This window comes from Winogradskyella sp. (assembly GCF_045105575.1).
GTDB lineage: Bacteria > Bacteroidota > Bacteroidia > Flavobacteriales > Flavobacteriaceae > Winogradskyella.
In genome coordinates this window covers 1-23,051 of record NZ_JBGCDQ010000030.1, presented here as the reverse complement: position 1 = coordinate 23,051, position 23,051 = coordinate 1, and the positions used below count along the sequence as shown (strand labels likewise).

Genomic DNA, 23,051 nt, shown 5'->3' with positions numbered 1-23,051 from the left:
TATATAAATTTAGTTTTCGCAGTTTTTTCTCAAATTTATAAAACTAAAAATCTACCAACCAACCTAGTCCATAGCATAAAGAAAATGCTCATTAGTGATTTTACCGTCCTTAACTTCAAAAATGGCGAGTTCTTCCATTTGTTGTCTTCCTCTATCTTTAAAGGTTAGATCGAATTTCATTTTTGTTGTAAAATGATTTCCAGCGACAATAGGTGCACTGATAGATCTGCCGTGAAATTCTTCTACACTATCTAACCAAGCTTTATTTTTATTCCACACATTTTGTTTGCCAATAATATGTTCTCCTGGCATTCCAGGCATTTCTTTACTCACAACATTTTCGGCATAGAGTTCGTTAATGCACTCTAGATTCTTCCCTTTTTCGCACATTTCTTTCCATTTTTTTGCAACTCCCCAAGTATTCATATCAGTAGTATTTTAAATTTGTGTTCCTAAAGATAGCAAAACATTTTTAAGACCCTGTATTTCAGTAAGGCTAGAAACTAAAAAAGCTCTGAAGACTAAATCAGAGCTTTTAAAAATTGTTTGTTGAAATGGTTATTTCGGTTAAAACCTAAACGGTCTTATAATTAGCAACGTAAAAGATTTCATTTTATTGTATTAAGAGTAAAAAAAACTCAATTTAAAGCAGATTTATAAGTTTCTAAACAACGTTCTCTTGCCATTTTATGATCTACCATAGGTTGCGGATAGGTAAGTTCTTGAAAATCTGGCACCCATTTTTTGATATATTCTAAGCTTTTATCAAACTTTTGAATTTGTGAAGTGGGATTAAAAATCCTAAAATAAGGGGCAGCATCAACACCAGATCCTGCAACCCATTGCCAGTTACCCACGTTACTAGACATATCATAATCGTGTAATTTTTCTGCGAAGTACGCTTCGCCCCATCGCCAATCTATCAATAAATGCTTACAAAGAAAACTGCCCACTAACATGCGAACGCGGTTGTGCATAAAACCTGTTTCGTTGAGTTGACGCATACCAGCATCGACTAGTGGATAACCAGTTTCACCGTTGCACCACAGTTTAAATTCAGCTTCATTATTTCGCCATTCAATTCTATCGTATTTAGATTTGAAGGCACTGCCTTTGGTATGTGGAAAATGCCATAGAATTTGCATAAAAAATTCGCGCCATATTAATTCGGACCAAAAGATTTCATTCTCTTCAGCGATTGCTTTTTCAACCATTTTACGAATACTCACAGTTCCGAAACGTAAATGTGGACCTAAACGTGAGGTTGAATCTTTAGCTGGAAAATTTCGGGTGTCCTCGTAATTTTGAATCAAAGCAGGTGTCACTTCATAAGGTCTTATCTTTTGATTGGATGTTTCAAAACCCATATCTGCTAAACTCAAGTTCGGAAGTTTACTGTTTTCAATTAAATTATCAAAATAGGCAGCTGTATCATAAATTTGAAAATCTAAGGTTTTAAATTGTGCCTTCCAAACACGCATATAAGGTGTATAAACCATGTAAGGCTTTCCATCTTTTTTTACGACTTCGTCCTTTTCAAAAATAACCTGATCCTTGTAGGTTTTAAATTCAATTTGGTGCTCTTCTAAAAACGTTTTGAGTTCATGGTCACGTTCTGTGGCATAAGGTTCGTAATCATGATTCGTATAAACGGTATTAATCTCGTAATCAGATATAAGCTGTTTGTAAATATCTAATGGTTTCCCATGAAACATCGCAATACTGCTCTTATGCTCGTCTTGTAACGTTTGCCGCATGGTTTGCAGTGTTTCATGTATAAATGTAACACGTGCATCATCTTTTGGTAACTTATCTAGTATTTCTGAATCGAAAATAAAAATAGGTAACACCGAATAATCGCCTTTTAAAGCTTCAAAAAAACCTTTATTATCGTCTAGTCTTAAATCGCGTCGGAACCAAAAGAGGTTTACTTTTTTCGTCATAATTACAGATGAAATTTTGTTTTTGGTGATTGGTTATTTAAATCAAAATTCGAATTTAAACATAATTACTATACTATAAACTCGAAATGTTTTAAAGCTCAAATATTACAATTTTTGAAGAACATAATGAAATCAGAAACTCTTATTTTTTATACGTTCCAAACATCGCTTCCATTTGTTCTTTTCTGTAATTAAAGGTCGCTTCGAGCTTTGGTTTCACAATTAACGGATTTACAATTTGGCCGAGTATACCAAGTGGTACTTTGTAACTGATGAGGTCTTCCATTTCTACACCACCTTCAATTTCGTGTACAAAATGCGTATGATGCCAAAAAGCATAAGGGCCATAAAGCTGAATGTCTACAAAGTATTTTTTGTGTTCATATTGGGTGATTTCACTAACCCATTTGGTTTTAATGCCTGCAAGAGGTGTTACACTGTATTGTAAAACTTGGCCTGCGTACATCGGACGGTCTGCACCAGAAATAATTGTCATGTTCATTTCTGCGGGTGTTAATTTAGACAGGTTTCTTGGGTTACAAAGAAAATCCCAAGCGTCGTCTAAAGATATGGGCAGTTTTTGTTTTTGATGTATGTTATAGATTTTCATTGATATGTTTTTGGTAGCTAAATGCAGTTAATTATGGTGGCTGAGCTAAGCCAAAACTAATTATAAAGCACAACATATGCATTTAAAGATGTTGCGATACAAAGCCAAATGATGTAAGGCAATAATAAATATTTTAAACGACTGAGTTTATCGTCTCCAAAACTGATATAGAAATAGGTGATCACAAGTGTTAACAAAGTGATATTGACTAAGGCTAATGTTGTTAATTGTGGATTAAAAAACAGGTAATTCCAAGCGACGTTTAAAAGGACTGCGACACTGTAAACAGCAATCACAAACTTAGAATTTCTGATACTAAACAAATAGCTTAAGTATATTGAAAAACACAACATAATGAGCGTCCATGCTGCTCCAAAAACCCAACCTGGTGGTGTCCAAGGGGCTTTGTTTAGGTTGGTATACCATTCTCCAGTAACAGCATCTCCCATAAACCAATTTCCTAAGGCTAAACCTCCGAAATTAATCATAAGAAATAATACGAGAAGGTAGCCTTTCTTCACTTTAGCCCTTTTTTAATTTTTCTATTTTTTCAGCAATGCGTTCTGCTTCGGCATATTTTTTATCACTTTCACCACGATCTGTTGTAGAGAGTCTGTGCCAATCTGCCATTAATTTTTCATATTGTTTTTGAAGTTTATCAACTTCTGAAGTTTTCTTAAATAGTCCGAACATAGCCTTTATTTTAAATATTTTGTAATTCTTGAACTTGTTGGATTAGTGATAGAGTAGTAGAAGTCTACAAACTCACCATTTTTATCAATCAAGTACTTTTGAAAATTCCATTTTACGGTAGAGTTTTGTTTACCGTTAACTGCTTTTTTGGTTAACCAAGCATATAATGGATGTTGGTTACTTCCTTTAACATCGATTTTTTCAGTGATTAAAAAGGATACACCATAATTGACCTCACAAAATTCTTGAATCTCATTAGAATTGCCAGGTTCTTGTTTACCAAACTGATTGCAAGGCACACCAATGACTACTAAATTGTCTTTATAGGTATCTTGTAATTTTTGTAAATCTTTATACTGAGGTGTGAATCCACATTTGGAAGCCACATTTATAAAAAGTAGATTTTTACCTTTAAATTGATTAAAATCAATTGGTTGGCCTTGAAGACTATTGATAGCAATATCATACAAGGGTTTCGAAGCGTTTTGCTTTACATCTGTATCAGTAGTGCCGATTGTACCAATAAATGCTTTTAATGGATTCATGTTGATGCTTATATTTAGTCTTATTGAATGCGGTCGAAACCTATGCTTATGTTTGATTGAAACATGGTTTTTACCGCAGTCAAGTTGACATTCTGATTATATTTTAAAACTTACAATACCACAATCCATTTCAAATATCTGACCCGATAATGAGGCTGCTTTTTCTGATAATAAGAAACCTGCCATATCTGCAACTTCTTGAGGCTGTAAATATTTTTTAAGCGGATGACGCTCATTCATATTTTCGATCATACGTTCATTACGTAATAATTTCGACGCCAAATCTGTATCAGTAACGGTAGGTGCAATAGCATTTACGCGTATGGTTGGTGCTAATTCTGCTCCTAAAGATTTCGTTAAACCTTCGATAGCAGCTTTTGAAGCTGCAACGCTTGCGTGAAAGGGCATGCCTAGTTTTGCGGCAACTGTACTAAACAACAAAATTGCTGGTTTGTTACCCTTTTTTAAAGCTGGTAAATACTTCTGAATCGCTTTTACGGCACCAATCACATTAATATCGAAATCCGATTTAAAGTCTTCAATACTTAATCTATTAATAGGCTTTAAATTGATACTTCCAGGACAATATACCAAACCATCGGCTTCGTCTATATCTGGTAGTTCATCATTAAGAATATCGCAGGTATAATGTTTTAAATTAGAATGCGTTGTTTCTGGTGCTGTTCTGCTAATATTTACGACTTCGTCATAAGAAGAAAGCAAAGATGTGACAATTGCATTGCCAATACCTTTGCTTCCTCCAACCACTATTAATCTACTCATACCTTAAGATGCCGTTAACGGTCTTCCTTTTAAACGTTTTTCAATTTTTTGTTTGATCACTGTTAAACGTTTCATGAGATCCATAAGTTTTGAATCTTTTTGTTCTTTATATAATTCGTTGACCTCTAGTATTAAGTCTTTCGCTTCTCTAGCAGCCAAAATTCTGTCACTTGTTGTTTTGAAAGAAAACTTTCTGTTTTCAAATTCGATAGCTTTTTCTACTGTGTCCATAGCTTAATTGTTTAAATAATTCTGTAATTCTGCGATCTTCGCAGAGGTATTAAATTCACCTCCATAATACGTGGTTACTGTTGCAGAAGTATCGTCTTTTACTCCTCTTGATGATACACATAAATGTTTTGCATCAATGATTACAGCAACGTCATCGGTTTCTAAAACTGTTTTCAGTTCGTTTGCAATCTGGTTCGTTAAACGTTCTTGTACTTGTGGACGCTTCGCGTAATATTGCACAATTCGGTTTAATTTTGAGAGGCCTATTACTTTTCCAGATGATTTGTAGGCAATATGCGCTTTTCCTATGATCGGCACAAAATGATGCTCACAATTCGAGTAAAAGGTAATATTTTTTTCCACTAACATCTGGTTGTATTGATATTTATTATCAAACAAGGCCACTTTAGGTTTGTTTTTAGGGTCTAAGCCCGAAAATATTTCCTCAATATACATCTTAGCTACTCGGTTTGGTGTACCTTTTAATGAATCGTCAGTGAGGTCTAAACCTAAAACATCCATTATTTCTGTAAATAAAATTGAAATGCGGTTTTTCTTTTCTTCGTCAGACATATCAAAAGCGTTCGGCTTCATTGGTGTGTCTAAACTTGTAAAAAGGTGGTCGTCTCCAATATCTTCAATGCTGAAGTTTTCTAATTTTTGACCGTTTTTGTTAGTAATTGTTTCTGTGTTCATAAAATCTTTTTAATGTGCTGGCTTTAAGTACTCAAAGCTTAAATCAAAGCACTTATTAACGTTTTGAAATTGAGTTATTTGAAATTGATCTTTGACGCGAACATTTAAATCTGCCTTTATCAAAAGTTCTTTTTTTACTGTGTTTAGTAGCTCTGCCTTGGACTCGTGCTCTCCATAATCTGAAACTACTTGGTTTTAATTCTCTTCGCATTAAATTAATAACCTCTTGTTCTTTTAAATTAAATTGAAATGTTATTGCTTCAAAAGGGGTTCTATCTTCCCAAGCCATTTCTATAACACGATCAATTTGTCTGTCTTCTAAATTCATACTAAATCGTGTGGCATTGAAAATTGTGCATCATACTTTACTTTTTCATCGAGCATTTTGTCGAAGAATTTTTTATTCTCTCTAAATGTTTTACTGTTTCTAAAGTGCACAAAGCGACCTTGTGCATGAATGCTTGATCCATTTATCTTGTAAATTACCAATTGATAGTAAGGAATGACCCAAGTGAAATTCTTAAGACCTTTATTAATCATTATTAAAATGCCTTTCGGTCTTAATTCTATATTGGCATAGTTGGTATCCGAAACCATATTCATCATGGATTTCATATTCGGACTCACATCATCAATAATCATGCGTTTAGATCCTACACCTCCTAGTTTCAATTTTTGTACCAAAGTGAACGAACTGCCAATTAAATCAGCAATTAGTTGTTTATGCTCTGGATTAAAATGTGTGGTATTTAATATCATATACTGTAAAGTTACAAAATGTTTAACCTTTAATAAGTATCGTTAAACAAAAATTAACAGAGAATTAGGATTGTCAGAAAAATGGTGCAATTGCAATGAAGGCTATTCGTTTTTTAGCAGGCGGTTACGGTCTGTAATGGTATGTCGTTTTAGAATGCGAAAACTATCGCGCACGACATCTGCATCTTTTTGCATATTCCATAAAATATCACTTGCACGTTTTCTGTTTTCCTTAATGTTTACGATAGGTTCTGGGTAATTTTCACCGAGTTTAAAATTGTAAAAGACTTGTTCTAATTCGGTCATTAAATAAGGTTCGTGTACAAAAGGTGTCTCTAAATCTGCCAATTCTGGCACCCATTTTTTTATGAATGTGGCATCAGGATCATGCTTAAGACTATTGGTTGTGGGATTATAAATTCTTAAGGTATTAATCCCAGTTTCGCCAGCTGCCATTTGCAATTGTGGAAAATGTATGCCTGGTTCAAAGTCTAAAAATTGTTTAGATAAATGTGTGGTTGCGGCTTGCCAGGGCTGCCATAAAATATGAGTGAAAAAAGATGCCAACATGGCACGCATTCTAAAATTGACATAACCTGTGGCATTAAGACAACGCATGCTGGCATCTACTAATGGAAATCCTGTTTGTCCTTCTTTCCAAGCGGTTTGGTAGGTTTCGGATAGTACTTTCTTCAGTTTATGATAGCCTTTGTTCACACTAGCTTCTTCCATAGTATGTTCCATCTCAAACTTTTGAATAAAATGAGATTGCCATCTTAAACGCGATATAAACGCACCAATATGTTTTTTGTCTTTTGAGGTTGTTTTTACGTGTTTTGCTTTTTGAAATACTTGACGTATCGATAAATTTCCCCAAGCAACGTATGGCGAAATTCGGCTACAACTGCTGCGTGAGGCTTCTGGTTTAGAAATATTAAACATGTATTCTTCATGTCTACTTTCAAAAAAACTATTGGCATAACGCCAACCTGTAGTACTGCCTCCTTTTTGAAATTTAGCAGCTTCAGGTGTCTCTAGATTGGTCTTGGTAAAAACATTTTCGAGCGTTTCAATTTCTGAAGTGTTTAATAATTGATTCGTTTTTGGCTGAAACACTTCTAAATCTTGATGCATATAAGCCTCCCAATTATCAAACCATGAATCTCGGTTGACCAAACCACGTTCTACACCATTGTTTTTACTTTCTTCCCAATTGATAAAATTATTACGACAATATCTGGTAAATTCTTTGTCTCTATTATAGGTGATTAATAATCCGGTTTCTACATGAGAATACACAGTGTCTATTTTGTAAAACTCTTGCAGTTGATTAAATGCACTGGTGATATCGCTTGTAACGGCTAACACTTTTGAATTAAAAGGTGCTAATTGTATATTTAAATCTCTAACAGATTCTTTAACAAAATTGAAATGCCTGTCGTTATAATGGTCGTCGTTCAGCAGGATATGTTCAAAAACATAAATTATAAGCGTTCGTTTTCCTGTTTTTAAGGCATTGGCAATGGCTTCATTATCTTCTAATCTTAAGTCACGCTTCAACCAAACCACATTTATAGCTTCTCTTTCACTCATCATCTAAAATTTTAAAAAATTGTTTGGCTGCTTCAAAATGATTCTCTTTAGTTTCCGTTTTCATTTTGTCGAAGGTGTGAATCAGCATGCCCAATCTTGGATTACTTAAAAAGAAATCGCGATGTTTATCCATAAACGTCCAGAATAAACCATCCCAAGTGGCTTGCCAATCTCCTTTTTTATAGTCGCTCATTTTTTTAATATAATTGCTACTACTGATGTAAGGTTTTGTGGACATTAAACCTCCATCTGCAAACAAGCTCATGCCATACACATTTGGTACCATGACCCAATCGTAAGCATCAATAAAGAGTTCCATAAACCACTCGTACACGTCGTCTGGATCAAATTCGCAAAGCACCATAAAATTACCGAGAATCATTAAGCGTTCAATATGATGTGCGTAACCAGTTTTGAGAACTTTTTTAATGACATCATCAATCGGTTGAATGCTAGTTGAGCCATCATAAAACGAAGCCGGAATTTTTCGATTAAAGTTCCAGAAGTTTTTGTTGCGTTCTTCGGTGCCTTTTACTTCGTAAACTCCTCTAATAAATTCGCGCCAGCCTAAAATTTGTCTTACAAAACCTTCGGTTGAATTTAAAGGAATGTCATTGGCTTTGGCAAAAGCAATGGCTTCATTAATGACGGTTTCTGGCTTTAACAAACCAACGTTAATAAGTGGCGATAAAATACTGTGATTGAGATAATGTTCTTGTCTAACAATAGCATCTTCATAAATTCCGAATTCATGAAATCTGACCTCCAAAAATTGTTGGAACCAAGCATCTGAAGTTTCATAATCAATAGGGTAGAGGGCAAAATCAGTTAATTCGCCATAATGATTACTGAAGTTTGTATTTACATAAGCTTCGGCTTCTTTATGATAATCTGTTTTATCAGGAAACTGAATATGTGGTGGTGTTTTGTCTTTTGGATATTTTTTTCTGTTATCGCTATCGTAGGTTAATTTCCCACCTTCTGGTTCGCCTGAAACCATCAGAATATCGCGTTCTTTTCTTTGTTGTTTGTAAAAAGACGTTTGGAAAAATTTCTTTTTAGTCGGCTTGAAAAAGGAACTTAATTCGTCTTTACTATTGATGAAAAGTTCATTTTTATACCAATTAACACTAATAGTGCTTGAAGCTGAATTGATACGTTTTTGAAGCCAATTATCCGTTGGATCTGTTATGTGAAGCGTTTCAATTCCATCTTCAATAAGTTTAGAAATGAGTTGTCTTGCATCGCTCTGGTCTGTTGTTGCTTCTATATAATGAACCGTCTTATTTATGGATTGCAAATAGCTTTCGTAAGACTTCATCGTAGCGCGATGAAATGCTATTTTCTGTTTATGGAATTTATAATGTTTAAAAAACAAGAATTCTTCTATCAAATAAATAGCGCAATCAGTATCTAAAATGGTTGCGTCTTTAAATAGTTGGTGTGGAAATATGAGTATGGCTTCTTTTGTTTTCAATGTTCTTTGTTTTTGCTTTTCTAAACCTCAAAGGTTTCCAAAACCTTTAAGACTTTTAATAATCTTTTTATTTCAATTGCTTTATGCTTTTGAGACCTCACAGGTTTTGAAAACCTGTGAGGTCTTTTATCATTTTGAGTTTATTTAATAATAATTTATAATTACAATTTTTTTGAAACCATGCAAGATTACATTCTGTTTCAGAGTTCTTTTTATTAGAACTTCTCTGTTTGTCAGGTCGAGCGCAGTCGAGACCTTGTTTGTATAACATTATTTAACGACCTCTTAACTGCACTTAAGGTAGTAACTATTATAATTTTATACCTACAAGGTTTTCGAAACCTTGCAGGATTTTTAACGATAATAAGCATAGTTTTATTAATATTTTAAACACCTAAAACAAACTCGGCTGCAACCAAAGTTTTCGAAACTTACCATGCTCGTCATAACGTTCGGCCTGTAACTGCACATTAAATTTTCGATCTCTTGGATCATTGCCAACTCCTGCTACGTACATCCAATTGCCATAATTACTATGCACGTCGTAATCGATGAGTAAGGATTCAAAATACGCAGCACCAATGCGCCAATCTAGTTTTAGTTCTTTAGCGAAATACGAGGCTACATTTTGTCGTCCTCTATTACTCATCCAACCGGTTTCTTTTAGTTCAATCATGTTGGCATTCACAAAATCTGATTGGGTTTCACCATTAATCCATTTTTCAATTTGATTGGGATTGGTGCTCCATTCATAATCCTTTCTCAGAATACCATCTATTTTAAAGATTTGGCTGCCATGTTTTAATGAGACGTATTTAAAATAATCGCGCCAAATCAATTCGAAAATTAACCAGTAGGTCGATTGATTTTTATAATGTTCGGTTTCAAATTGTTTCACTTTCCAATAAATTGTTCTTGCAGAAATTGATCCATTTGCTAACCATGCCGAAAATTTTGAACTGTAATCTGTGCCAACTAAACCGTTTCTTGTTTTTTTATAGAAGCCTAGTTTTTTCGTGTTAAAAAAGTAATCATCGAGACGTTTTAAAGCTTCCGTTTCGCCACCTTTAAATGGAAAGGCCGAATGTGGATGTCTTTCAAAATCTTCCAAACCTAAATCATGTAAGCTCGGAATTTGAGTAGTGTTTTCAATACGATTCGTTATTTCGAGTTGTTCAATAGTCGCTTCTTCTCTTATAGCGACATACTTTTCTAATTTCTTTCTAAAAACCGTAAATACTTGTGGTGTTTTTTCAATTTCGAAATTAATATCGTCAGGATGGTATAAAAATTGGTTATAGATTTTATGAAATGCAACGGTCTTTAATTCTGACTTTAACGCTGTTTCGGTGGCAATTTCATCTTTTGTCCAATCGTTTTGAATATAAATATCAGACACATTATGATTTGCACAAACCGTCGGAATGACGTTTTCAGGCGCATCATGATAGACTAGCAAATCTATATTTAGTGCTGCCAATTGTGCTTTTAAATCTTCAATGGTTTCAATTAAAAATTTAGCTCTGTATTTTTCGGTGATTTTGAAGCCACGTTTATTGACTTCAAAATATTTTGGATCAAAACAATAGATACCAATAACGGCATTTCCATTTTTACAAGCCTCTGCTAAAACGGCATTGTTCTTTGTTCTTAAATCATTTCTAAACCAAACTAGGTTCGTGTTGTTTTTTGTCTTCTGCATCTTTCACTACAATATTTTATGTTATCCCAATCTTTTTCCCATTTTTTACGCCAAGCGAAAGGTTTTTTACAAACGATACAATCCTTTTCAGGTAAATGTTGTTTTTTGACTCCTTTTGGCATTTTTATGTTGTTTATCTTGCTAGGTTTGTACTTATGTTTTTCAATTCATTTCTTTTCAACCAAAGCATCAATCATCCCATTAAACACAAAGGCATGAAATGGTATGACCGAATACCAATACAATCTGCCCCAAACTCCTTTTGGTCTAAAAACAGCACGTTGGTAGAGTTTGTCTTTTACGATTTTAAATTCGAGCCAAGCCTCTCCAGGTAACTTCATTTCAGCAAAAAGTAACAAGCGTTTTTCGGTTTTATCGGCATAGAGTACGCGCCAAAAATCTAATGGATCTCCAGCTTCTAAATAGGTGTCGTGTGTTCTTCCACGTCTTAATCCAACACCACCAAAGAGTTTATCCATGTAGCCTCTAAGTTTCCAAAGACGATTAAAACTATACCAACCGTTGCGTCCTCCAATACTCCAAATACGGTCTAATGTAAAATCAACGTCTGTTACTGTTCGGTTCCGTACATCTTTAAAGCAACCAAAATGCGGTAATTCAATATGTTTAGAAAGCTGATCTTTAAAAACACCGCTACTCACGGCATCTTTCCAACTGGAAACTACAGCATTTTGTTCAATTTTTTGAAATGCTAAATCGACTGCTGTTTTGTAATCCATTGGTTTTACGCCAATAATAGCATCGATGTTACTGGTTTTTCCAATCACTTCAACTTTCATACTATCTACTAAAGCAGAAGCGAGCTGAAACGAGGTAGAGGTTACAAAATACAACCAATACGATGATAATTTTGGTGTCAAAATGGGCAATGTTAGAATATGCCGCTTTAATCCTCGAACTTCTGCAAACTGCAACAGCATTTCTTTGTAAGTCAGTATTTCAGGACCAAAAATATCGAAGTGCTTGTTATAGAGTTCTGTTTTGCCTAAGGCACCACATAAAAAACTAAGCACATCTCTAATACCTAAAGGTTGTGTTTTCGTGTTAAGCCATTTTGGCGTGACCATTACTGGTAATTTTTCAACAATATCTCTAATGATTTCAAATGAGGCACTGCCACTACCAACTATAATTCCAGCCCGTAATGTGGTGAGTGCATAAGCATCTGACTGTAACGTATTCTCAACCTGTAATCGCGATTTCAAATGTTTTGATAACGAATCATCATTGACAATACCACTTAAATAAATGACCTGTTCGCAATCGGTTTTGGACACCAAACTTTTAAAATTGGCAGCACAAGTTTCTTCTAATGCTTCAAAATTACTTGAAGACGTTGCCATGGAATGAATTAGATAGTAAGCCGCTTCAATATCTTTTGGAATTTGGGCTTTTTCTGGTTTTAGAAAATCAACTTTTATAAAGGTACAATTGGGATGCTCTTCGATTTCATCGGGAATACGGCTCATATCTCTTACGCAACATACAAGTTGGTGATCGTCTTCGAGAAGTTGAAGCGCTAGTCGTTTGGCAATGTAGCCTGTGGTTCCTGTGATGAGTATTTTCATGCGCCTTTTTTCTTTAGATTGTTAATTCAATTTTCGCTTAACGTATCCAAAGGGAAAAAGAATTACTTGTCGTTAGTGTCTTTTGGCCTTTGGTAGTCTTGGCGTACTTTCAGTTCAGGAATTGCATAACCATCTAAACCGTTTATTGTGGCAACTTTACCTTGAGATAAATCGATATAGCCGTCTTTTTCTAATAGTGCGTCTGGCACATAGAGTTGTTCAATTTTACCAATAACTAAAATGGTATTATTGGCTTTTATTGGATATTCTTCAACATAACTCATAGCCATTTGCACTGGACATCCTTTTACAAAGGGTGCTAAAAAGTTAGCCTTATAATCTTCTTCGAGTTGAGTCATGTCAAACTCAGAAATTGAACCATCATATTTAGCAGAGGTGTGATGTGCATCGTCTAAAATACCTTCGTGAATATGGTTAATGGTGTACGTTCCTGTTTCTTTAATATTGTGATAGGTATTACGCATCACTGTTGTTGGTCTTAGAAAAAATCCTAACAAAGCAGGATTAGAACCCAAGTGCGTCACCGAACTAAATACAGCAACATTAGAAACACCATCAGTACTTTTAGTGCCAATGAGGTTTGCTGATTTGTAACCACTACAACTATTAATTAGATTAATGCGGTAGAGATGATGTAACGCGTCAATGTCCTTAGCACTAAATTCTGCCATTTATAAGGTATTGAAATTGTTGATTTTTACGTTTTCAGCCTTCAAATCAAACATTAAGTTATACAAGCCAAAGAACGTTCTGTTAATGTAAATGAAATGGGTAGAGCCTCGGTCTGCATTCATTTTACGTAATTCTGTACTTTTAGAATAGCGTTGTCCCATTTCTGAAATTTGGTTGAAAAATTCTGGATCAGAAAAATCAAATTCTTCAGCATGAAATGGTTTAGTGAACAAGCTTAACAATTCATGAAACATGGCACTAAAAAACGCAATTTCATCTTTGGTATCTGTAGTTTTCAAAATTTCTAATTCGTGCAATTTTTCTGAAAACTTAATAGGATCGTTAATCACTTCTTTTTTCGCCAGTTCAAAATACGGTGTGTAAAAATCCATTGGTATGGCTTTCATACATCCAAAATCGAGCGCAATTAAATTACCTTCTTCAGAAATTAAAAAATTACCAGGATGTGGATCTGCATGCACCTTTTTCAATTTATGAATTTGAAACATGTAAAAGTCCCAAAGTGCTTGTCCTAATTTATTCGACTTTTCAATATCGGTATTGGTTGCTACAAATTCTGAAAGATGATCCCCTTTCATATAATCCATTGTAATGATACGCTCAGAGGAATATGCTTCGTAATACTCAGGAAATTTTAAATTAGGGATGTGCTTACAAGCATTGGCAATTTCCTTGCTCTGCGCAATCTCTAAAATGTAATTGGTTTCTTCTGTTAATTTGTTTTCAACCTCTTTAAAATATTTGTCGGAATCTTTTCCTTTAATATTAAACATCTTCATGGCAATTGGTTTTACCAAAGCCAAATCAGACGATATACTTTCCGCAACTCCAGGATATTGGATTTTCACAGCAAATTTCTTCCCATTCTTCTCTGCAATATGGACTTGGCCAATACTGGCAGCGTTAACAGAAGTTGCATTGAAAGTATCAAATAAATCTTCGGGATGTTTCCCAAAATATTTTTTAAATGTTTTTATAACTAAAGGTGGTGATAATGGTGGTACTGAAAACTGAGATAAAGAAAACTTTTCTACATAAGCCTGTGGTAACAAGCTTTTTTCCATACTAAGCATTTGTGCTACTTTTAAGGCACTACCTTTTAATTTTTTAAGACTGTCGTAAATGTCTTCCGCATTATTTTCATTAAGTCGATTTTTGGCATCCTCCTTAGAGTTGACCATCTTATCTCCATAATATTTCAAATAATTGACACCTACTTTGGCACCTGTTGAAACAAGTTTCGAGGCGCGCGAGATTTTCGTAATTGGAATACTGTCTATAGTTTTCATATATGCTGAACTTGCTTCAGTATCTTATTTAGTTAGAATGCATTTTTTCTTTGTACAAAAATTTGCCAAAGTCGATGATGCTTTTTAAAGGTGTGGTGTCAATTAAATCAAAGCTCGTTTTAATTGATTTTTCGATGAAAATATCCGTCTTTTCAAAAGAGGCAGAGGTATCATCTAACCAAAATTTCATGGTTACTAATAATTGAAACCAAGCCGATTCCTTTATGGAGCGCTTTTGAAATCTTTCTAATTGTTCTTGCTTAAGATCAATGGTATGGATGTCTAATTGCTCTATATAATTACTGAAACTTTTCTTTAAGTGTTTTAAGACTTTAAGCGATGCCATTTTATTTTTTTCGGAATGTAAGGCATGCACCACGTAACTGCGATTTGCCGTTAAAATTTCAAAAAAGGTAAAATAGAAACTCAGTAATTTATTTCTTGCATCGAAAGATTGATAGTCCTCACTTTTTTCTAAAGCCACTAAAGTATGATCGAAAAATATTTTGAAAATTGATTGTTCTAAAGCATCAAACGTTCCGAAAAACTCATAGAATTTTTGCTCCTCAAAGTTATTCTCTTTTGCAAATGCATATACGGATTTTGGCTTGTGGTTGTGCGTTAACACATGATCCATATAAAATTCTATAAGATCTGATTGTTTAATTGATTTCTTTTTAGCCATTGTAATTTAATTTTAATACAGCGTAAAGATACGAAATGTTTAATCTATTTAGTCAATAGTTAAACAAAATTTAACAAGAAAATGGGATATCAAAAATATGAAAGCGTCATGTGGTCTTTACTTGCTCTTAGGCTTTATTCTTGCTCATAAATTTATAACTCAAAACAGCTAAAATACTGCCAATAAAAGGCGCAATTAAATAGAGCCACAAATGTTGTAGCTGTCCGGAAATGACAGCAGGTGCCAACGACCTCACAGGATTCATAGACGCTTTAGTCATTGGTCCAGCAAACATGGCTTCTAATAAAATAACAGCTCCGACTGAAATACCTGCCATAGTTCCTATTTCTTTACTTCCTGTAGAGACGTTAATAATAACAACCATTAAAAAGAACGTGAGTAACAATTCAAATATAAATGCTTTGTAAGGTGCAAAACCATCTGCAGGATAGGTATGACCAAAACTTTCACTTTCAGGAAAAAGCACCCACAACATTACAATAGCCAAAAATGCACCAGCCGTTTGAAATATGATATAAACAGGAACTTGTTTCCAGCTAAATTTATCTGCTATAGCAAAACCAACCGTTACTGCGGGATTAAAATGCGCGCCAGAGATTTCACCAAAAGCATAAATCATGGCCATAACCACTAAACCCCAAGTTATAGCAACACCAACATGTGTAATGCTTCCTCCTGTGATTTCATTAACCGTCATGGCTCCACAACCACAAAACACCATGGTAAACGTACCGATGAATTCTGCTAATCCTTTTTTTCCTAAAGTCATTTGTTTGTTTGAATTGTTAAATGGCTCAGCATTTAGTTTTCTAAGGGTTTTACGTTTAAAAACACATACTTTAATTCAGTAGCAATTTGGAGGCTACGTTCTCTGTATTTTTCTGCCTGTTCAGGAGTGTTATCAAATGCTTTTGGATCTTCATAAGTTATAGAAATGCGTTGTTCTGCACCAGCAATGAATGGACAACCGTTATCAGCACTAGAGCAGGTTAAAATTGCAGCAAATTCAGATTCAGGATTAAAGGCATCATCATAAGTTTTAGAAAATCCGATGACAGGATGCGCATTCTCCGCATAGGAAATCGCATAGACGGAATTTGTGGTCTCAGATAGTTTTTGAATTTTAAATCCAACATGTTCTAATGTGTTTGCAGCCACAGGAAATAATGCCGTCGCTTCTGTGCCGCCAGAATAGCAAAAGACATGACTTATATCGAAATAATGTGCCATAGTTTGCGCCCAAACTTGAGATAAATGGCTACGTCTTGAATTGTGTGTGCAAATAAAGTTGAGATTGATAATACCTTTAGACGTATGTTTAGTTTGAATGAAATCGATCAACGGTTTCAAAATCAATTGACGTTCTTTTGAAATTGACGAGGTGTCTAGTGTTTCAATCAGCTTATTTAGTTTATGATATAGCATTATATTTATGTTTTTTAGCAATAGCCAGACATGGGATTACAGTTGTTATTCGAATCTTGTACTTTGGCATTAATATGAGCTTTTACTTTTGGATGTTTTGCACTAGGTTTTTCAGCATAAACGGTAACACTAAAAATACCAACGTTTTCTGAGTTAAATTCAGCGATTATGGCTTCATTCATATATTTGCTGAGAATATCGTCTGGTATTATAATTGGCTTTTCTTTCTGAATGGTCATGTTTGAAAAACCAGCATCCATAATATATTGAAGATATTCTGTTTTTTGTATCGCGCCAGCAACACAACCTGCATACATTTCCGCGTCTTCTTTTAAAGCCTTTGGTAAATTACCGACTAGCACAATATCTGAAATACTAAAGTGACCACCAGGTTTTAAAACTCTGTAGATTTCCGAAATCACTTTTTGTTTATTCGGTACTAAGTTTAAAACGCAATTGCTAACAATGACATCAGCAGCATCATCACTTACAGGCATATCGTCAATGTCTCCTTCTCTAAATTCAACATTATTATAGTGAAGCTTCTCGGCATTATATCTTGCTTTTTCAATCATTACAGGTGTAAAGTCGATACCAATAACTTTTCCTTCTACACCTGTTTCATGTCTAGCCACAAAACAATCATTGCCAGCTCCAGAACCTAAATCTATAACCGTATCTCCATTTTTAATTTGTGCAAATTGAGTAGGTAATCCGCAACCTAATCCCAAATCTGCATCGCTTGCATAACCTTCAGTTTCTGAATAATCGTCCATCATTATATGATACACTTTGTTAGACGTCGTTGTGGCGCCACAGCAAGATGCTGCATTATCAGTTTTAGTTTGTTCGGCAATTTTTGAGTAACGTGATTTAACGATATTTTTTAGTTCTTGTTCGGTTTTCATAGTCATGTTTTTTTAAGGTGAGATGAGTTTATTAACAACAGGTAATTTTTAGTCGATGTCTATTCCAAAGTTGTTTACCTAAATTGGAAGCTAGAAACAAATGCAATAGCCCTAATAACATAGCACCAGGCAAAATAGTTACCGCAATCAGTTGTGTGGTTTCAAAAATATGAGAGGATAAAAATGCAGTGGAGTAGACGATACTTGAATCTGCAATGGTAAAACGCGTAGCAATGATTAAAATAAGGGCAGCAAAATGAAAGCTATTGGCAAAGAGGTGTAAAATGTATTCCCATTGTGGTAAGCCATTCATAAAACTGCGACTTTCTTTTTCGGAATAAGCATCCATACCTAAAACAAGGACATCTAAAGCTACAAAAGCTAAACCTATAAAAAAGGCGATACTACTCGTTTCTATAAATAACAGCCAAACGATGAGCGGAAATAAAAGTGCTCTAGCTGTATGTGTGTGGTGTTCAAAATGACTTTCTTTTTTGTTGAATAACTCAAATTTCCAAAGGTGAAGATACGCACCATCGTAAGTGGCTAAAATCATAAAAGCCGTTAAGCATAGCATGGATAAGAGGTGTAAAATTTCCATAATTGGTTCTGTGTTTAAGGTGATGCATTTTGCTACTAACAGCAATTTTTAATCAGATTTTGGTCTAAGAAATCTGAGATAACGGTTTTCATTTCGGCCCATTTGTGTTCATCAATACAATAGCAAACGCTAGTGCCTTCAATATTTCCTTTAATTAATCCTAAGGTTTTTAATTCTTTTAAATGCTGAGAAATGGTAGGTTGTGCCAGTCCAATTTCATCCACAAGATCTCCACAAATACACGATTTAATCTTGAATAAATATTGAAGAATAGCAACTCTTGCAGGATGCGCAAAAGCTTTCGCAATCATGGCTATTTGATTTTGTGGTGTGGTAAACATTTCAGATTTCGTTAAACCCATAATTTTAATATTTATATATTGCAATATTACGATTAATAACTTTTGTTTACTAGTTTTTAGTCGTTTAATTTAAATAGTGCCTCAGAATCCCATCCTTTTTAAGTATTCCTTAACATAGATGATTTGCCTTTAGTTGTAATTTTGTGTGTTATTAAAAACAAACACATAACACTATAAATTATGAAGAAATTACTACTTTTTACATTTGCTTTAACTTTAATGTTTTCGGTAAATGCACAGATTAAGACACCACAGCCAAGTCCTTTCACTAAGATTGAGCAGCAGGTTGGTTTAACAGATGTGACTTTAGAATATTCTCGACCAAGTATGAGAGGAAGAGCCATTTTTGGAAATTTAACGCCTTACGGTAAAATGTGGAGAACAGGAGCTAACAAAAACACTATGATTACGTTTAGTGATGCTGTTACTATCGATGGCCAAGAGTTAAAAGCAGGTGCATATTCTATTTTTGTAACACCAAACGAAACGTCTTGGGATGTTGTCTTTTATGCAGATACTGAAAATTGGGGAACACCAAGAAAATGGGACGACACTAAAGTCGCTGCAAAAACGACGGTGAAAACTATGAAAATGCCAATGACTGTTGAAACGTTCACCATTACGTTTGATAACTTAACCAATAACTCAGCCGAGTTAGGTTTTATCTGGGAAAACACAATGGCGAATATTAAGTTTGAAGTGCCAACAGACAAAACAGTAACGTCGTCTATTGAAAAAGTAATGGCAGGACCATCTGCTAACGATTATTATGCGGCTGCAGTTTATAATTTAACAGAAGGTAAAGATTTAGAAAAAGCTAAAGAGTGGATGGATACAGCGATGTCTATGGTAAAAGAACCAGCATTTTGGCAATTGAGACAGCAGTCTTTATTGTACGCAAAACTGGGAGACACTAAAAACGCTATCGCTACTGCTAAAAAATCTTTGGCTTTAGCTAAAGAGAATAAGAATGCAGATTACGTTAAAATGAACGAAGATTCTCTTAAAGAATGGGGAGCTAAGTAGGGTTTTAGATGCTAGACGTTAGATATTAGACTTTAGAAAATAGAGACTAGAATCTAGACGTCGCTCAAGAAACATAACGCAACGGCTTTGGTTACTAATATAACTGAAGCAGTTGCGTTTTTTTATATATTTTGAAGGTGATTTTGAATGAAACGATTTTTAAATAGTACCAACCAAGAGTGCACTGTTTAAAGATTAAATTGAATTTCTTCAAGCATATTTCAAACCAATTAGCGTTCTAATCTGGTCTAATGTAGAAATTAACTGACGACTCTTTTCTAAAGTCATAATATTACTTTCAGTTTTACCAGTTCTAATCAACTGATTAAAATGTTCAATTTCATAACTATAACCAATGGTGTTATAATCAAAAGTCTTTAATTCAGAATTACCATAGTTATCAATTAAGGTGACTGTTGCTGGCTCATGAAAGCGACCGTTAATTCTTATAGTTCCAGTGTCGCATTTAAAAATAGCTTCGGTTTTAGTTTCTTTTAGCAAGGTACTTTTTAGAAGTGCTTTTGAATTATCATATTGAAACACAATCGAGCATTCTGAATCTGCTCCGGTGAGAAAAAATTCTGCATTAGCTTCAATTGTATTGGGTTGTCCTAACATTGTAAGTGCAACAAACACTGGGTATATTCCGATATCCAATAAACTGCCACCACCAACAGACTTATCGAATAGTCTTGAGCTTTCATCATAAGGTGGAAAGAAGCCAAAGTCGGCTTCTAAAGACTTTACGTTTCCGAAATGTTTGTTTTTAATGAGATCTTGTACGTATTGAAAATGAGGTAAAAAAGCTGTCCATAACGCTTCCATTAAAAGGGTGTTCTTTTGTTTTGACAGTTGAATCATCGCTTCAACGTCTTCTAAATTCATGGCGAATGGTTTTTCGCAAAGCACAGGTTTATGATGCTTTAGACATAATAAGGTATGTGTTTTATGAAAGCTGTGTGGTGTAGCAATATAAATCGCGTCTATATTCGGATCTAAAGCAAGACGTTCATAATCGCCATACGCTTTATTTGCATTGTAGTGTTTAGCAAATTGTTCGGCTTTATCTAAAGAACGCGATGCAATTGCATAAAGCTTAGTGTTTTCTATTGAATTTAAGTCTGTGGCGAATTTATGAGCAATGTTCCCAGCACCAATAATTCCCCAATTAATTGTTTTGAATGTCACTTTGTGCTTTTTTAGGTAATACCGCTTGAAGAAGATTCGCAATACCAATAACCACAACACAACCAAAAAGATTGAGCCATAAATACGGCATCCAATCGAACCACCAGCCCATAACAACAATTACTTGAGTGATGAGTGCTCCAATAAAAACAGCATTGCCTTTAATGTGCTTAAAGAAAAAGGCCAGCAAAAATATACCCAATACATTCCCATAGAATATAGAACCGATAATATTAACGAGTTGAATTAAATTTTCGGCCAAATCTGCAAAACAGGCAATAATAATCGCTACAATTCCCCAACCTAGGGTAAACCATTTGGTGACTTTTACCATATGGTCGTCACTTTTATCTTCTTTCTGATTTCTACCGTATAAATCAATAGAGGTAATAGTGGCTAAGGCATTAATTTCTGAAGCTGTGGACGACATGGCTGCGGATAAAATCACGGCCAATAATAACCCAATTAAACCAGTTGGTAAATGGTTTAAAATAAAGCGGATAAACATATAATCTCTATCGTTGGTTTGCGTGTCTTTTGCTGCGTCTTTATAAAGTGTTGTAAGTTCAGCAGATTTTAAGATGTAGGCTTCGCTTTCAGGATTCGATTTTAGAGCATTAATTTCAGATTGAAGGGTGTTGTATTCTAAAGTATAGTCTGGATCGATCGCTTTTTTAATCAGAAATTTAGATTCTGAACGGTAGGTTTTTTCTATACTATCGAGTTGAAATAGTTCTCGTTTTAAGCTCGAATCTTCACTTTTAGACAAGGCTAAACTAAGGGTTTGTTTCTTTTGAAATAATGTGGCTTGTTTATCTTGAAGTGCTCTATAGTCATCACCATAATCTGATGCTAAAACGGTTCGCGTAGACGCGTCAATAAAGTTTAAAGGCGACGGATTAAATTGATAAAACACAAAGACCATTACACCGACCAATAGTATAAAAAATTGCATTGGCACTTTAAGCATACCATTAAAGAGTAAGCCCATTTGCATTTCTTTTATAGATTTACCAGAAAGGTAGCGTTGCACTTGGCTTTGGTCGGTTCCAAAATAAGACAACATTAAAAAAGTTCCACCAATAAGGCCTGTCCAAACGGTATAGCGATTTTCTAAATCGAATGAAAAATCTAAGACTTCCATTTTACCAGAAGCACCAGCAATATCGATGGCATCTGTAAAAGAAACCTCCTCTGGAATTAAACCAATAATGATAAATAAAGCGGCAAACATACCAGCAAAAATGACAAACATCTGCTGTTTTTGGGTTACAGTTACGGCTTTTGTACCACCAGAAACGGTATAGATAATGACTAAAACACCAATGACGATGTTAAGGGTAACGATGTTCCAACCTAAAACGACAGAAAGAATTATGGCAGGTGCAAAGATGGTGATGCCAGCAGCCAAACCGCGTTGAATTAAAAATAGGATGGCTGTAAGACTTCGGGTTTTAAGATCGAATCGATTTTCTAAAAACTCGTAAGCCGTATAAACTTTAAGTCTGTGATAAAGCGGAATAAATACCAAGCAGATAATGACCATGGCAATAGGAAGTCCAAAATAAAATTGAACAAATCCCATACCATCAGAAAAGGCTTGGCCAGTTGTAGAAAGGAATGTAATTGCACTGGCTTGGGTTGCCATTACTGATAAACCGATGGTCCACCATTTTGAAGTGTTACCACCTTTTATGTAATCTTGTGCATTTTTACGACCTCTGGTTTTCCAAGTGCCATAACCTACAATTGTGGCTAATGTGGCAATTAAAACCGTCCAGTCAATCCAATCTAAAATTTGAGGCATGCTATGCGAATGACGCTGTTATAAAGTAAAATAAAACGATGTATAAAGCATTTGCAATTAATACGGCAGTGTACATTTTATTCCATTTTTGCTTCGGTTGTGGTTGGTCTTGGTTGTGCATGTTGGTTGTTGTTAGTTAGTTAGTTAGTTAGTTAGTTAGTTAGTTAGTTAGTTCCACCTTCGCTAAAGCTTCGGATGGATGTGGATTGTTAGTTGTTTGTTCTTAAGTTGTTTGTTGTTAAGTTAATTGTTGTTAAATTATTTGTAGCTTCTCACTTCTCACTTCTCACTTCTCACTTCTCACTTCTCACTTCTCACTTCTCACTTCTCACTTCTCACTTCTCACTTCTCACTTCTCACTTCTCACTTCTCACTTCTCACTTCTCACTTCTCACTTCTCACTT

At 34.7% G+C, this 23,051-nt stretch carries 27 protein-coding genes; 1 reads left to right on the top strand and 26 read right to left on the bottom strand.

The window, feature by feature from the left end; translation table 11 throughout:
* Positions 1 to 63: 63 nt before the first annotated feature.
* From AB8B52_RS07950 to AB8B52_RS07835, 24 genes are all read right to left on the bottom strand, one after another.
* Positions 64 to 426, bottom strand: coding sequence for a SnoaL-like domain-containing protein (locus tag AB8B52_RS07950; protein ID WP_406026922.1), 363 nt, complete (start codon positions 424 to 426; stop codon positions 64 to 66).
* A gap of 212 nt (positions 427 to 638) precedes the next feature.
* Positions 639 to 1,943 (bottom strand): cryptochrome/photolyase family protein, encoded by a 1,305-nt coding sequence (locus tag AB8B52_RS07945; protein WP_406026920.1) that lies wholly within the window; start codon positions 1,941 to 1,943, stop codon positions 639 to 641.
* Between the two features lie 142 nt (positions 1,944 to 2,085).
* Positions 2,086 to 2,553, bottom strand: coding sequence for a cell division inhibitor (locus tag AB8B52_RS07940; protein ID WP_406026918.1), 468 nt, complete (start codon positions 2,551 to 2,553; stop codon positions 2,086 to 2,088).
* 56 nt (positions 2,554 to 2,609) lie between these two features.
* Positions 2,610 to 3,074: a TspO/MBR family protein gene (locus tag AB8B52_RS07935; RefSeq protein ID WP_406026916.1), complete on the bottom strand. Its 465-nt coding sequence runs from the start codon at positions 3,072 to 3,074 to the stop codon at positions 2,610 to 2,612.
* Between the two features lies 1 nt (position 3,075).
* Entirely contained in the window at positions 3,076 to 3,246 is a 171-nt protein-coding gene (locus tag AB8B52_RS07930) for a Lacal_2735 family protein (protein WP_406026914.1), read from the bottom strand.
* A gap of 5 nt (positions 3,247 to 3,251) precedes the next feature.
* The gene (locus AB8B52_RS07925; protein ID WP_406026913.1) at positions 3,252 to 3,791 is read right to left on the bottom strand and encodes a glutathione peroxidase; all 540 of its coding nucleotides are present in this window, start codon (positions 3,789 to 3,791) and stop codon (positions 3,252 to 3,254) included.
* Between the two features lie 96 nt (positions 3,792 to 3,887).
* Positions 3,888 to 4,574: an SDR family NAD(P)-dependent oxidoreductase gene (locus tag AB8B52_RS07920; protein WP_406026911.1), complete on the bottom strand. Its 687-nt coding sequence runs from the start codon at positions 4,572 to 4,574 to the stop codon at positions 3,888 to 3,890.
* Positions 4,575 to 4,577: 3 nt separating this feature from the next.
* Entirely contained in the window at positions 4,578 to 4,805 is a 228-nt protein-coding gene (locus tag AB8B52_RS07915) for a hypothetical protein (protein ID WP_406026909.1), read from the bottom strand.
* A 3-nt stretch (positions 4,806 to 4,808) separates the two neighbouring features.
* Positions 4,809 to 5,501, bottom strand: coding sequence for a GTP cyclohydrolase I FolE (gene folE / locus AB8B52_RS07910; RefSeq protein ID WP_406026907.1), 693 nt, complete (start codon positions 5,499 to 5,501; stop codon positions 4,809 to 4,811).
* Between the two features lie 55 nt (positions 5,502 to 5,556).
* Positions 5,557 to 5,829, bottom strand: coding sequence for a TIGR03643 family protein (locus tag AB8B52_RS07905; RefSeq protein ID WP_406026905.1), 273 nt, complete (start codon positions 5,827 to 5,829; stop codon positions 5,557 to 5,559).
* A complete protein-coding gene (locus AB8B52_RS07900) occupies positions 5,826 to 6,260 on the bottom strand; it encodes a hypothetical protein (protein ID WP_406026903.1) in 435 nt (144 codons plus the stop codon). The genes AB8B52_RS07905 and AB8B52_RS07900 overlap by 4 nt, the downstream gene beginning before the upstream one ends.
* Positions 6,261 to 6,362: 102 nt before the next feature.
* Positions 6,363 to 7,856 carry a deoxyribodipyrimidine photo-lyase/cryptochrome family protein gene (locus AB8B52_RS07895; RefSeq protein ID WP_406026901.1) on the bottom strand — a complete coding sequence of 498 codons (1,494 nt, stop codon included), beginning with the start codon at positions 7,854 to 7,856 and terminating at the stop codon, positions 6,363 to 6,365.
* Positions 7,846 to 9,330, bottom strand: a complete 1,485-nt coding sequence (locus AB8B52_RS07890) for a cryptochrome/photolyase family protein (protein ID WP_406026899.1) — start codon at positions 9,328 to 9,330, stop codon at positions 7,846 to 7,848. The genes AB8B52_RS07895 and AB8B52_RS07890 overlap by 11 nt, the downstream gene beginning before the upstream one ends.
* Positions 9,331 to 9,724: 394 nt before the next feature.
* Entirely contained in the window at positions 9,725 to 11,032 is a 1,308-nt protein-coding gene (locus AB8B52_RS07885) for a DASH family cryptochrome (protein WP_406026897.1), read from the bottom strand.
* Positions 11,002 to 11,154, bottom strand: coding sequence for a DUF2256 domain-containing protein (locus AB8B52_RS07880; protein WP_406026895.1), 153 nt, complete (start codon positions 11,152 to 11,154; stop codon positions 11,002 to 11,004). The genes AB8B52_RS07885 and AB8B52_RS07880 overlap by 31 nt, the downstream gene beginning before the upstream one ends.
* 45 nt (positions 11,155 to 11,199) lie before the next feature.
* On the bottom strand, positions 11,200 to 12,621 hold the full coding sequence (locus tag AB8B52_RS07875) for an SDR family oxidoreductase (RefSeq protein ID WP_406026893.1): 1,422 nt from the start codon (positions 12,619 to 12,621) through the stop codon (positions 11,200 to 11,202).
* Positions 12,622 to 12,683: 62 nt separating this feature from the next.
* Positions 12,684 to 13,313, bottom strand: a complete 630-nt coding sequence (locus AB8B52_RS07870) for a flavin reductase family protein (RefSeq protein ID WP_406026891.1) — start codon at positions 13,311 to 13,313, stop codon at positions 12,684 to 12,686.
* Positions 13,314 to 14,624: an ABC1 kinase family protein gene (locus AB8B52_RS07865; protein ID WP_406026889.1), complete on the bottom strand. Its 1,311-nt coding sequence runs from the start codon at positions 14,622 to 14,624 to the stop codon at positions 13,314 to 13,316.
* Between the two features lie 28 nt (positions 14,625 to 14,652).
* A complete protein-coding gene (locus tag AB8B52_RS07860) occupies positions 14,653 to 15,309 on the bottom strand; it encodes a TetR family transcriptional regulator C-terminal domain-containing protein (protein WP_406026887.1) in 657 nt (218 codons plus the stop codon).
* Positions 15,310 to 15,436: 127 nt separating this feature from the next.
* On the bottom strand, positions 15,437 to 16,099 hold the full coding sequence (locus AB8B52_RS07855; protein WP_406026886.1) for an MIP/aquaporin family protein: 663 nt from the start codon (positions 16,097 to 16,099) through the stop codon (positions 15,437 to 15,439).
* A 32-nt stretch (positions 16,100 to 16,131) separates the two neighbouring features.
* Entirely contained in the window at positions 16,132 to 16,755 is a 624-nt protein-coding gene (locus tag AB8B52_RS07850) for a low molecular weight phosphatase family protein (RefSeq protein ID WP_406026884.1), read from the bottom strand.
* Between the two features lie 14 nt (positions 16,756 to 16,769).
* The gene (locus AB8B52_RS07845; protein WP_406026882.1) at positions 16,770 to 17,663 is read right to left on the bottom strand and encodes an arsenite methyltransferase; all 894 of its coding nucleotides are present in this window, start codon (positions 17,661 to 17,663) and stop codon (positions 16,770 to 16,772) included.
* A 31-nt stretch (positions 17,664 to 17,694) separates the two neighbouring features.
* Positions 17,695 to 18,264, bottom strand: a complete 570-nt coding sequence (locus AB8B52_RS07840; RefSeq protein ID WP_406026880.1) for a hypothetical protein — start codon at positions 18,262 to 18,264, stop codon at positions 17,695 to 17,697.
* 35 nt (positions 18,265 to 18,299) lie between these two features.
* On the bottom strand, positions 18,300 to 18,626 hold the full coding sequence (locus AB8B52_RS07835) for an ArsR/SmtB family transcription factor (RefSeq protein WP_406026879.1): 327 nt from the start codon (positions 18,624 to 18,626) through the stop codon (positions 18,300 to 18,302).
* Positions 18,627 to 18,806: 180 nt separating this feature from the next.
* Here AB8B52_RS07835 and AB8B52_RS07830 point away from each other — a divergent pair, with 180 nt between their 5' ends.
* Positions 18,807 to 19,652 (top strand): DUF2911 domain-containing protein, encoded by an 846-nt coding sequence (locus tag AB8B52_RS07830; protein WP_406026877.1) that lies wholly within the window; start codon positions 18,807 to 18,809, stop codon positions 19,650 to 19,652.
* 210 nt (positions 19,653 to 19,862) lie between these two features.
* Here the strand turns inward: AB8B52_RS07830 and AB8B52_RS07825 are convergent, their stop codons facing one another.
* Together AB8B52_RS07825 and AB8B52_RS07820 are read right to left on the bottom strand one after the other, a co-directional pair.
* Positions 19,863 to 20,840: a Gfo/Idh/MocA family protein gene (locus tag AB8B52_RS07825; RefSeq protein WP_406026875.1), complete on the bottom strand. Its 978-nt coding sequence runs from the start codon at positions 20,838 to 20,840 to the stop codon at positions 19,863 to 19,865.
* Positions 20,821 to 22,647 (bottom strand): sodium:solute symporter, encoded by a 1,827-nt coding sequence (locus tag AB8B52_RS07820; protein ID WP_406026873.1) that lies wholly within the window; start codon positions 22,645 to 22,647, stop codon positions 20,821 to 20,823. The genes AB8B52_RS07825 and AB8B52_RS07820 overlap by 20 nt, the downstream gene beginning before the upstream one ends.
* Positions 22,648 to 23,051: the final 404 nt, after the last annotated feature.

Bases quoted from the DNA above. Each gene is read 5' to 3' on its own strand.
- AB8B52_RS07875 (WP_406026893.1), bottom strand. From the start codon at position 12,621: ATGAAAATACTCATCACAGGAACCACAGGCTACATTGCCAAACGACTA.
- AB8B52_RS07950 (WP_406026922.1), bottom strand. From the start codon at position 426: ATGAATACTTGGGGAGTTGCAAAAAAATGGAAAGAAATGTGCGAAAAA.
- AB8B52_RS07835 (WP_406026879.1), bottom strand. From the start codon at position 18,626: ATGGGTTTAACGAAATCTGAAATGTTTACCACACCACAAAATCAAATA.
- AB8B52_RS07845 (WP_406026882.1), bottom strand. From the start codon at position 17,663: ATGAAAACCGAACAAGAACTAAAAAATATCGTTAAATCACGTTACTCA.
- AB8B52_RS07885 (WP_406026897.1), bottom strand. From the start codon at position 11,032: ATGCAGAAGACAAAAAACAACACGAACCTAGTTTGGTTTAGAAATGAT.
- AB8B52_RS07870 (WP_406026891.1), bottom strand. From the start codon at position 13,313: ATGGCAGAATTTAGTGCTAAGGACATTGACGCGTTACATCATCTCTAC.
- AB8B52_RS07930 (WP_406026914.1), bottom strand. From the start codon at position 3,246: ATGTTCGGACTATTTAAGAAAACTTCAGAAGTTGATAAACTTCAAAAA.
- AB8B52_RS07920 (WP_406026911.1), bottom strand. From the start codon at position 4,574: ATGAGTAGATTAATAGTGGTTGGAGGAAGCAAAGGTATTGGCAATGCA.
- folE (WP_406026907.1), bottom strand. From the start codon at position 5,501: ATGAACACAGAAACAATTACTAACAAAAACGGTCAAAAATTAGAAAAC.
- AB8B52_RS07900 (WP_406026903.1), bottom strand. From the start codon at position 6,260: ATGATATTAAATACCACACATTTTAATCCAGAGCATAAACAACTAATT.
- AB8B52_RS07905 (WP_406026905.1), bottom strand. From the start codon at position 5,829: ATGAATTTAGAAGACAGACAAATTGATCGTGTTATAGAAATGGCTTGG.
- AB8B52_RS07895 (WP_406026901.1), bottom strand. From the start codon at position 7,856: ATGATGAGTGAAAGAGAAGCTATAAATGTGGTTTGGTTGAAGCGTGAC.
- AB8B52_RS07820 (WP_406026873.1), bottom strand. From the start codon at position 22,647: ATGCCTCAAATTTTAGATTGGATTGACTGGACGGTTTTAATTGCCACA.
- AB8B52_RS07945 (WP_406026920.1), bottom strand. From the start codon at position 1,943: ATGACGAAAAAAGTAAACCTCTTTTGGTTCCGACGCGATTTAAGACTA.
- AB8B52_RS07860 (WP_406026887.1), bottom strand. From the start codon at position 15,309: ATGGCTAAAAAGAAATCAATTAAACAATCAGATCTTATAGAATTTTAT.
- AB8B52_RS07855 (WP_406026886.1), bottom strand. From the start codon at position 16,099: ATGACTTTAGGAAAAAAAGGATTAGCAGAATTCATCGGTACGTTTACC.
- AB8B52_RS07865 (WP_406026889.1), bottom strand. From the start codon at position 14,624: ATGAAAACTATAGACAGTATTCCAATTACGAAAATCTCGCGCGCCTCG.
- AB8B52_RS07925 (WP_406026913.1), bottom strand. From the start codon at position 3,791: ATGAATCCATTAAAAGCATTTATTGGTACAATCGGCACTACTGATACA.
- AB8B52_RS07840 (WP_406026880.1), bottom strand. From the start codon at position 18,264: ATGGAAATTTTACACCTCTTATCCATGCTATGCTTAACGGCTTTTATG.
- AB8B52_RS07915 (WP_406026909.1), bottom strand. From the start codon at position 4,805: ATGGACACAGTAGAAAAAGCTATCGAATTTGAAAACAGAAAGTTTTCT.
- AB8B52_RS07830 (WP_406026877.1), top strand. From the start codon at position 18,807: ATGAAGAAATTACTACTTTTTACATTTGCTTTAACTTTAATGTTTTCG.
- AB8B52_RS07850 (WP_406026884.1), bottom strand. From the start codon at position 16,755: ATGCTATATCATAAACTAAATAAGCTGATTGAAACACTAGACACCTCG.
- AB8B52_RS07880 (WP_406026895.1), bottom strand. From the start codon at position 11,154: ATGCCAAAAGGAGTCAAAAAACAACATTTACCTGAAAAGGATTGTATC.
- AB8B52_RS07940 (WP_406026918.1), bottom strand. From the start codon at position 2,553: ATGAAAATCTATAACATACATCAAAAACAAAAACTGCCCATATCTTTA.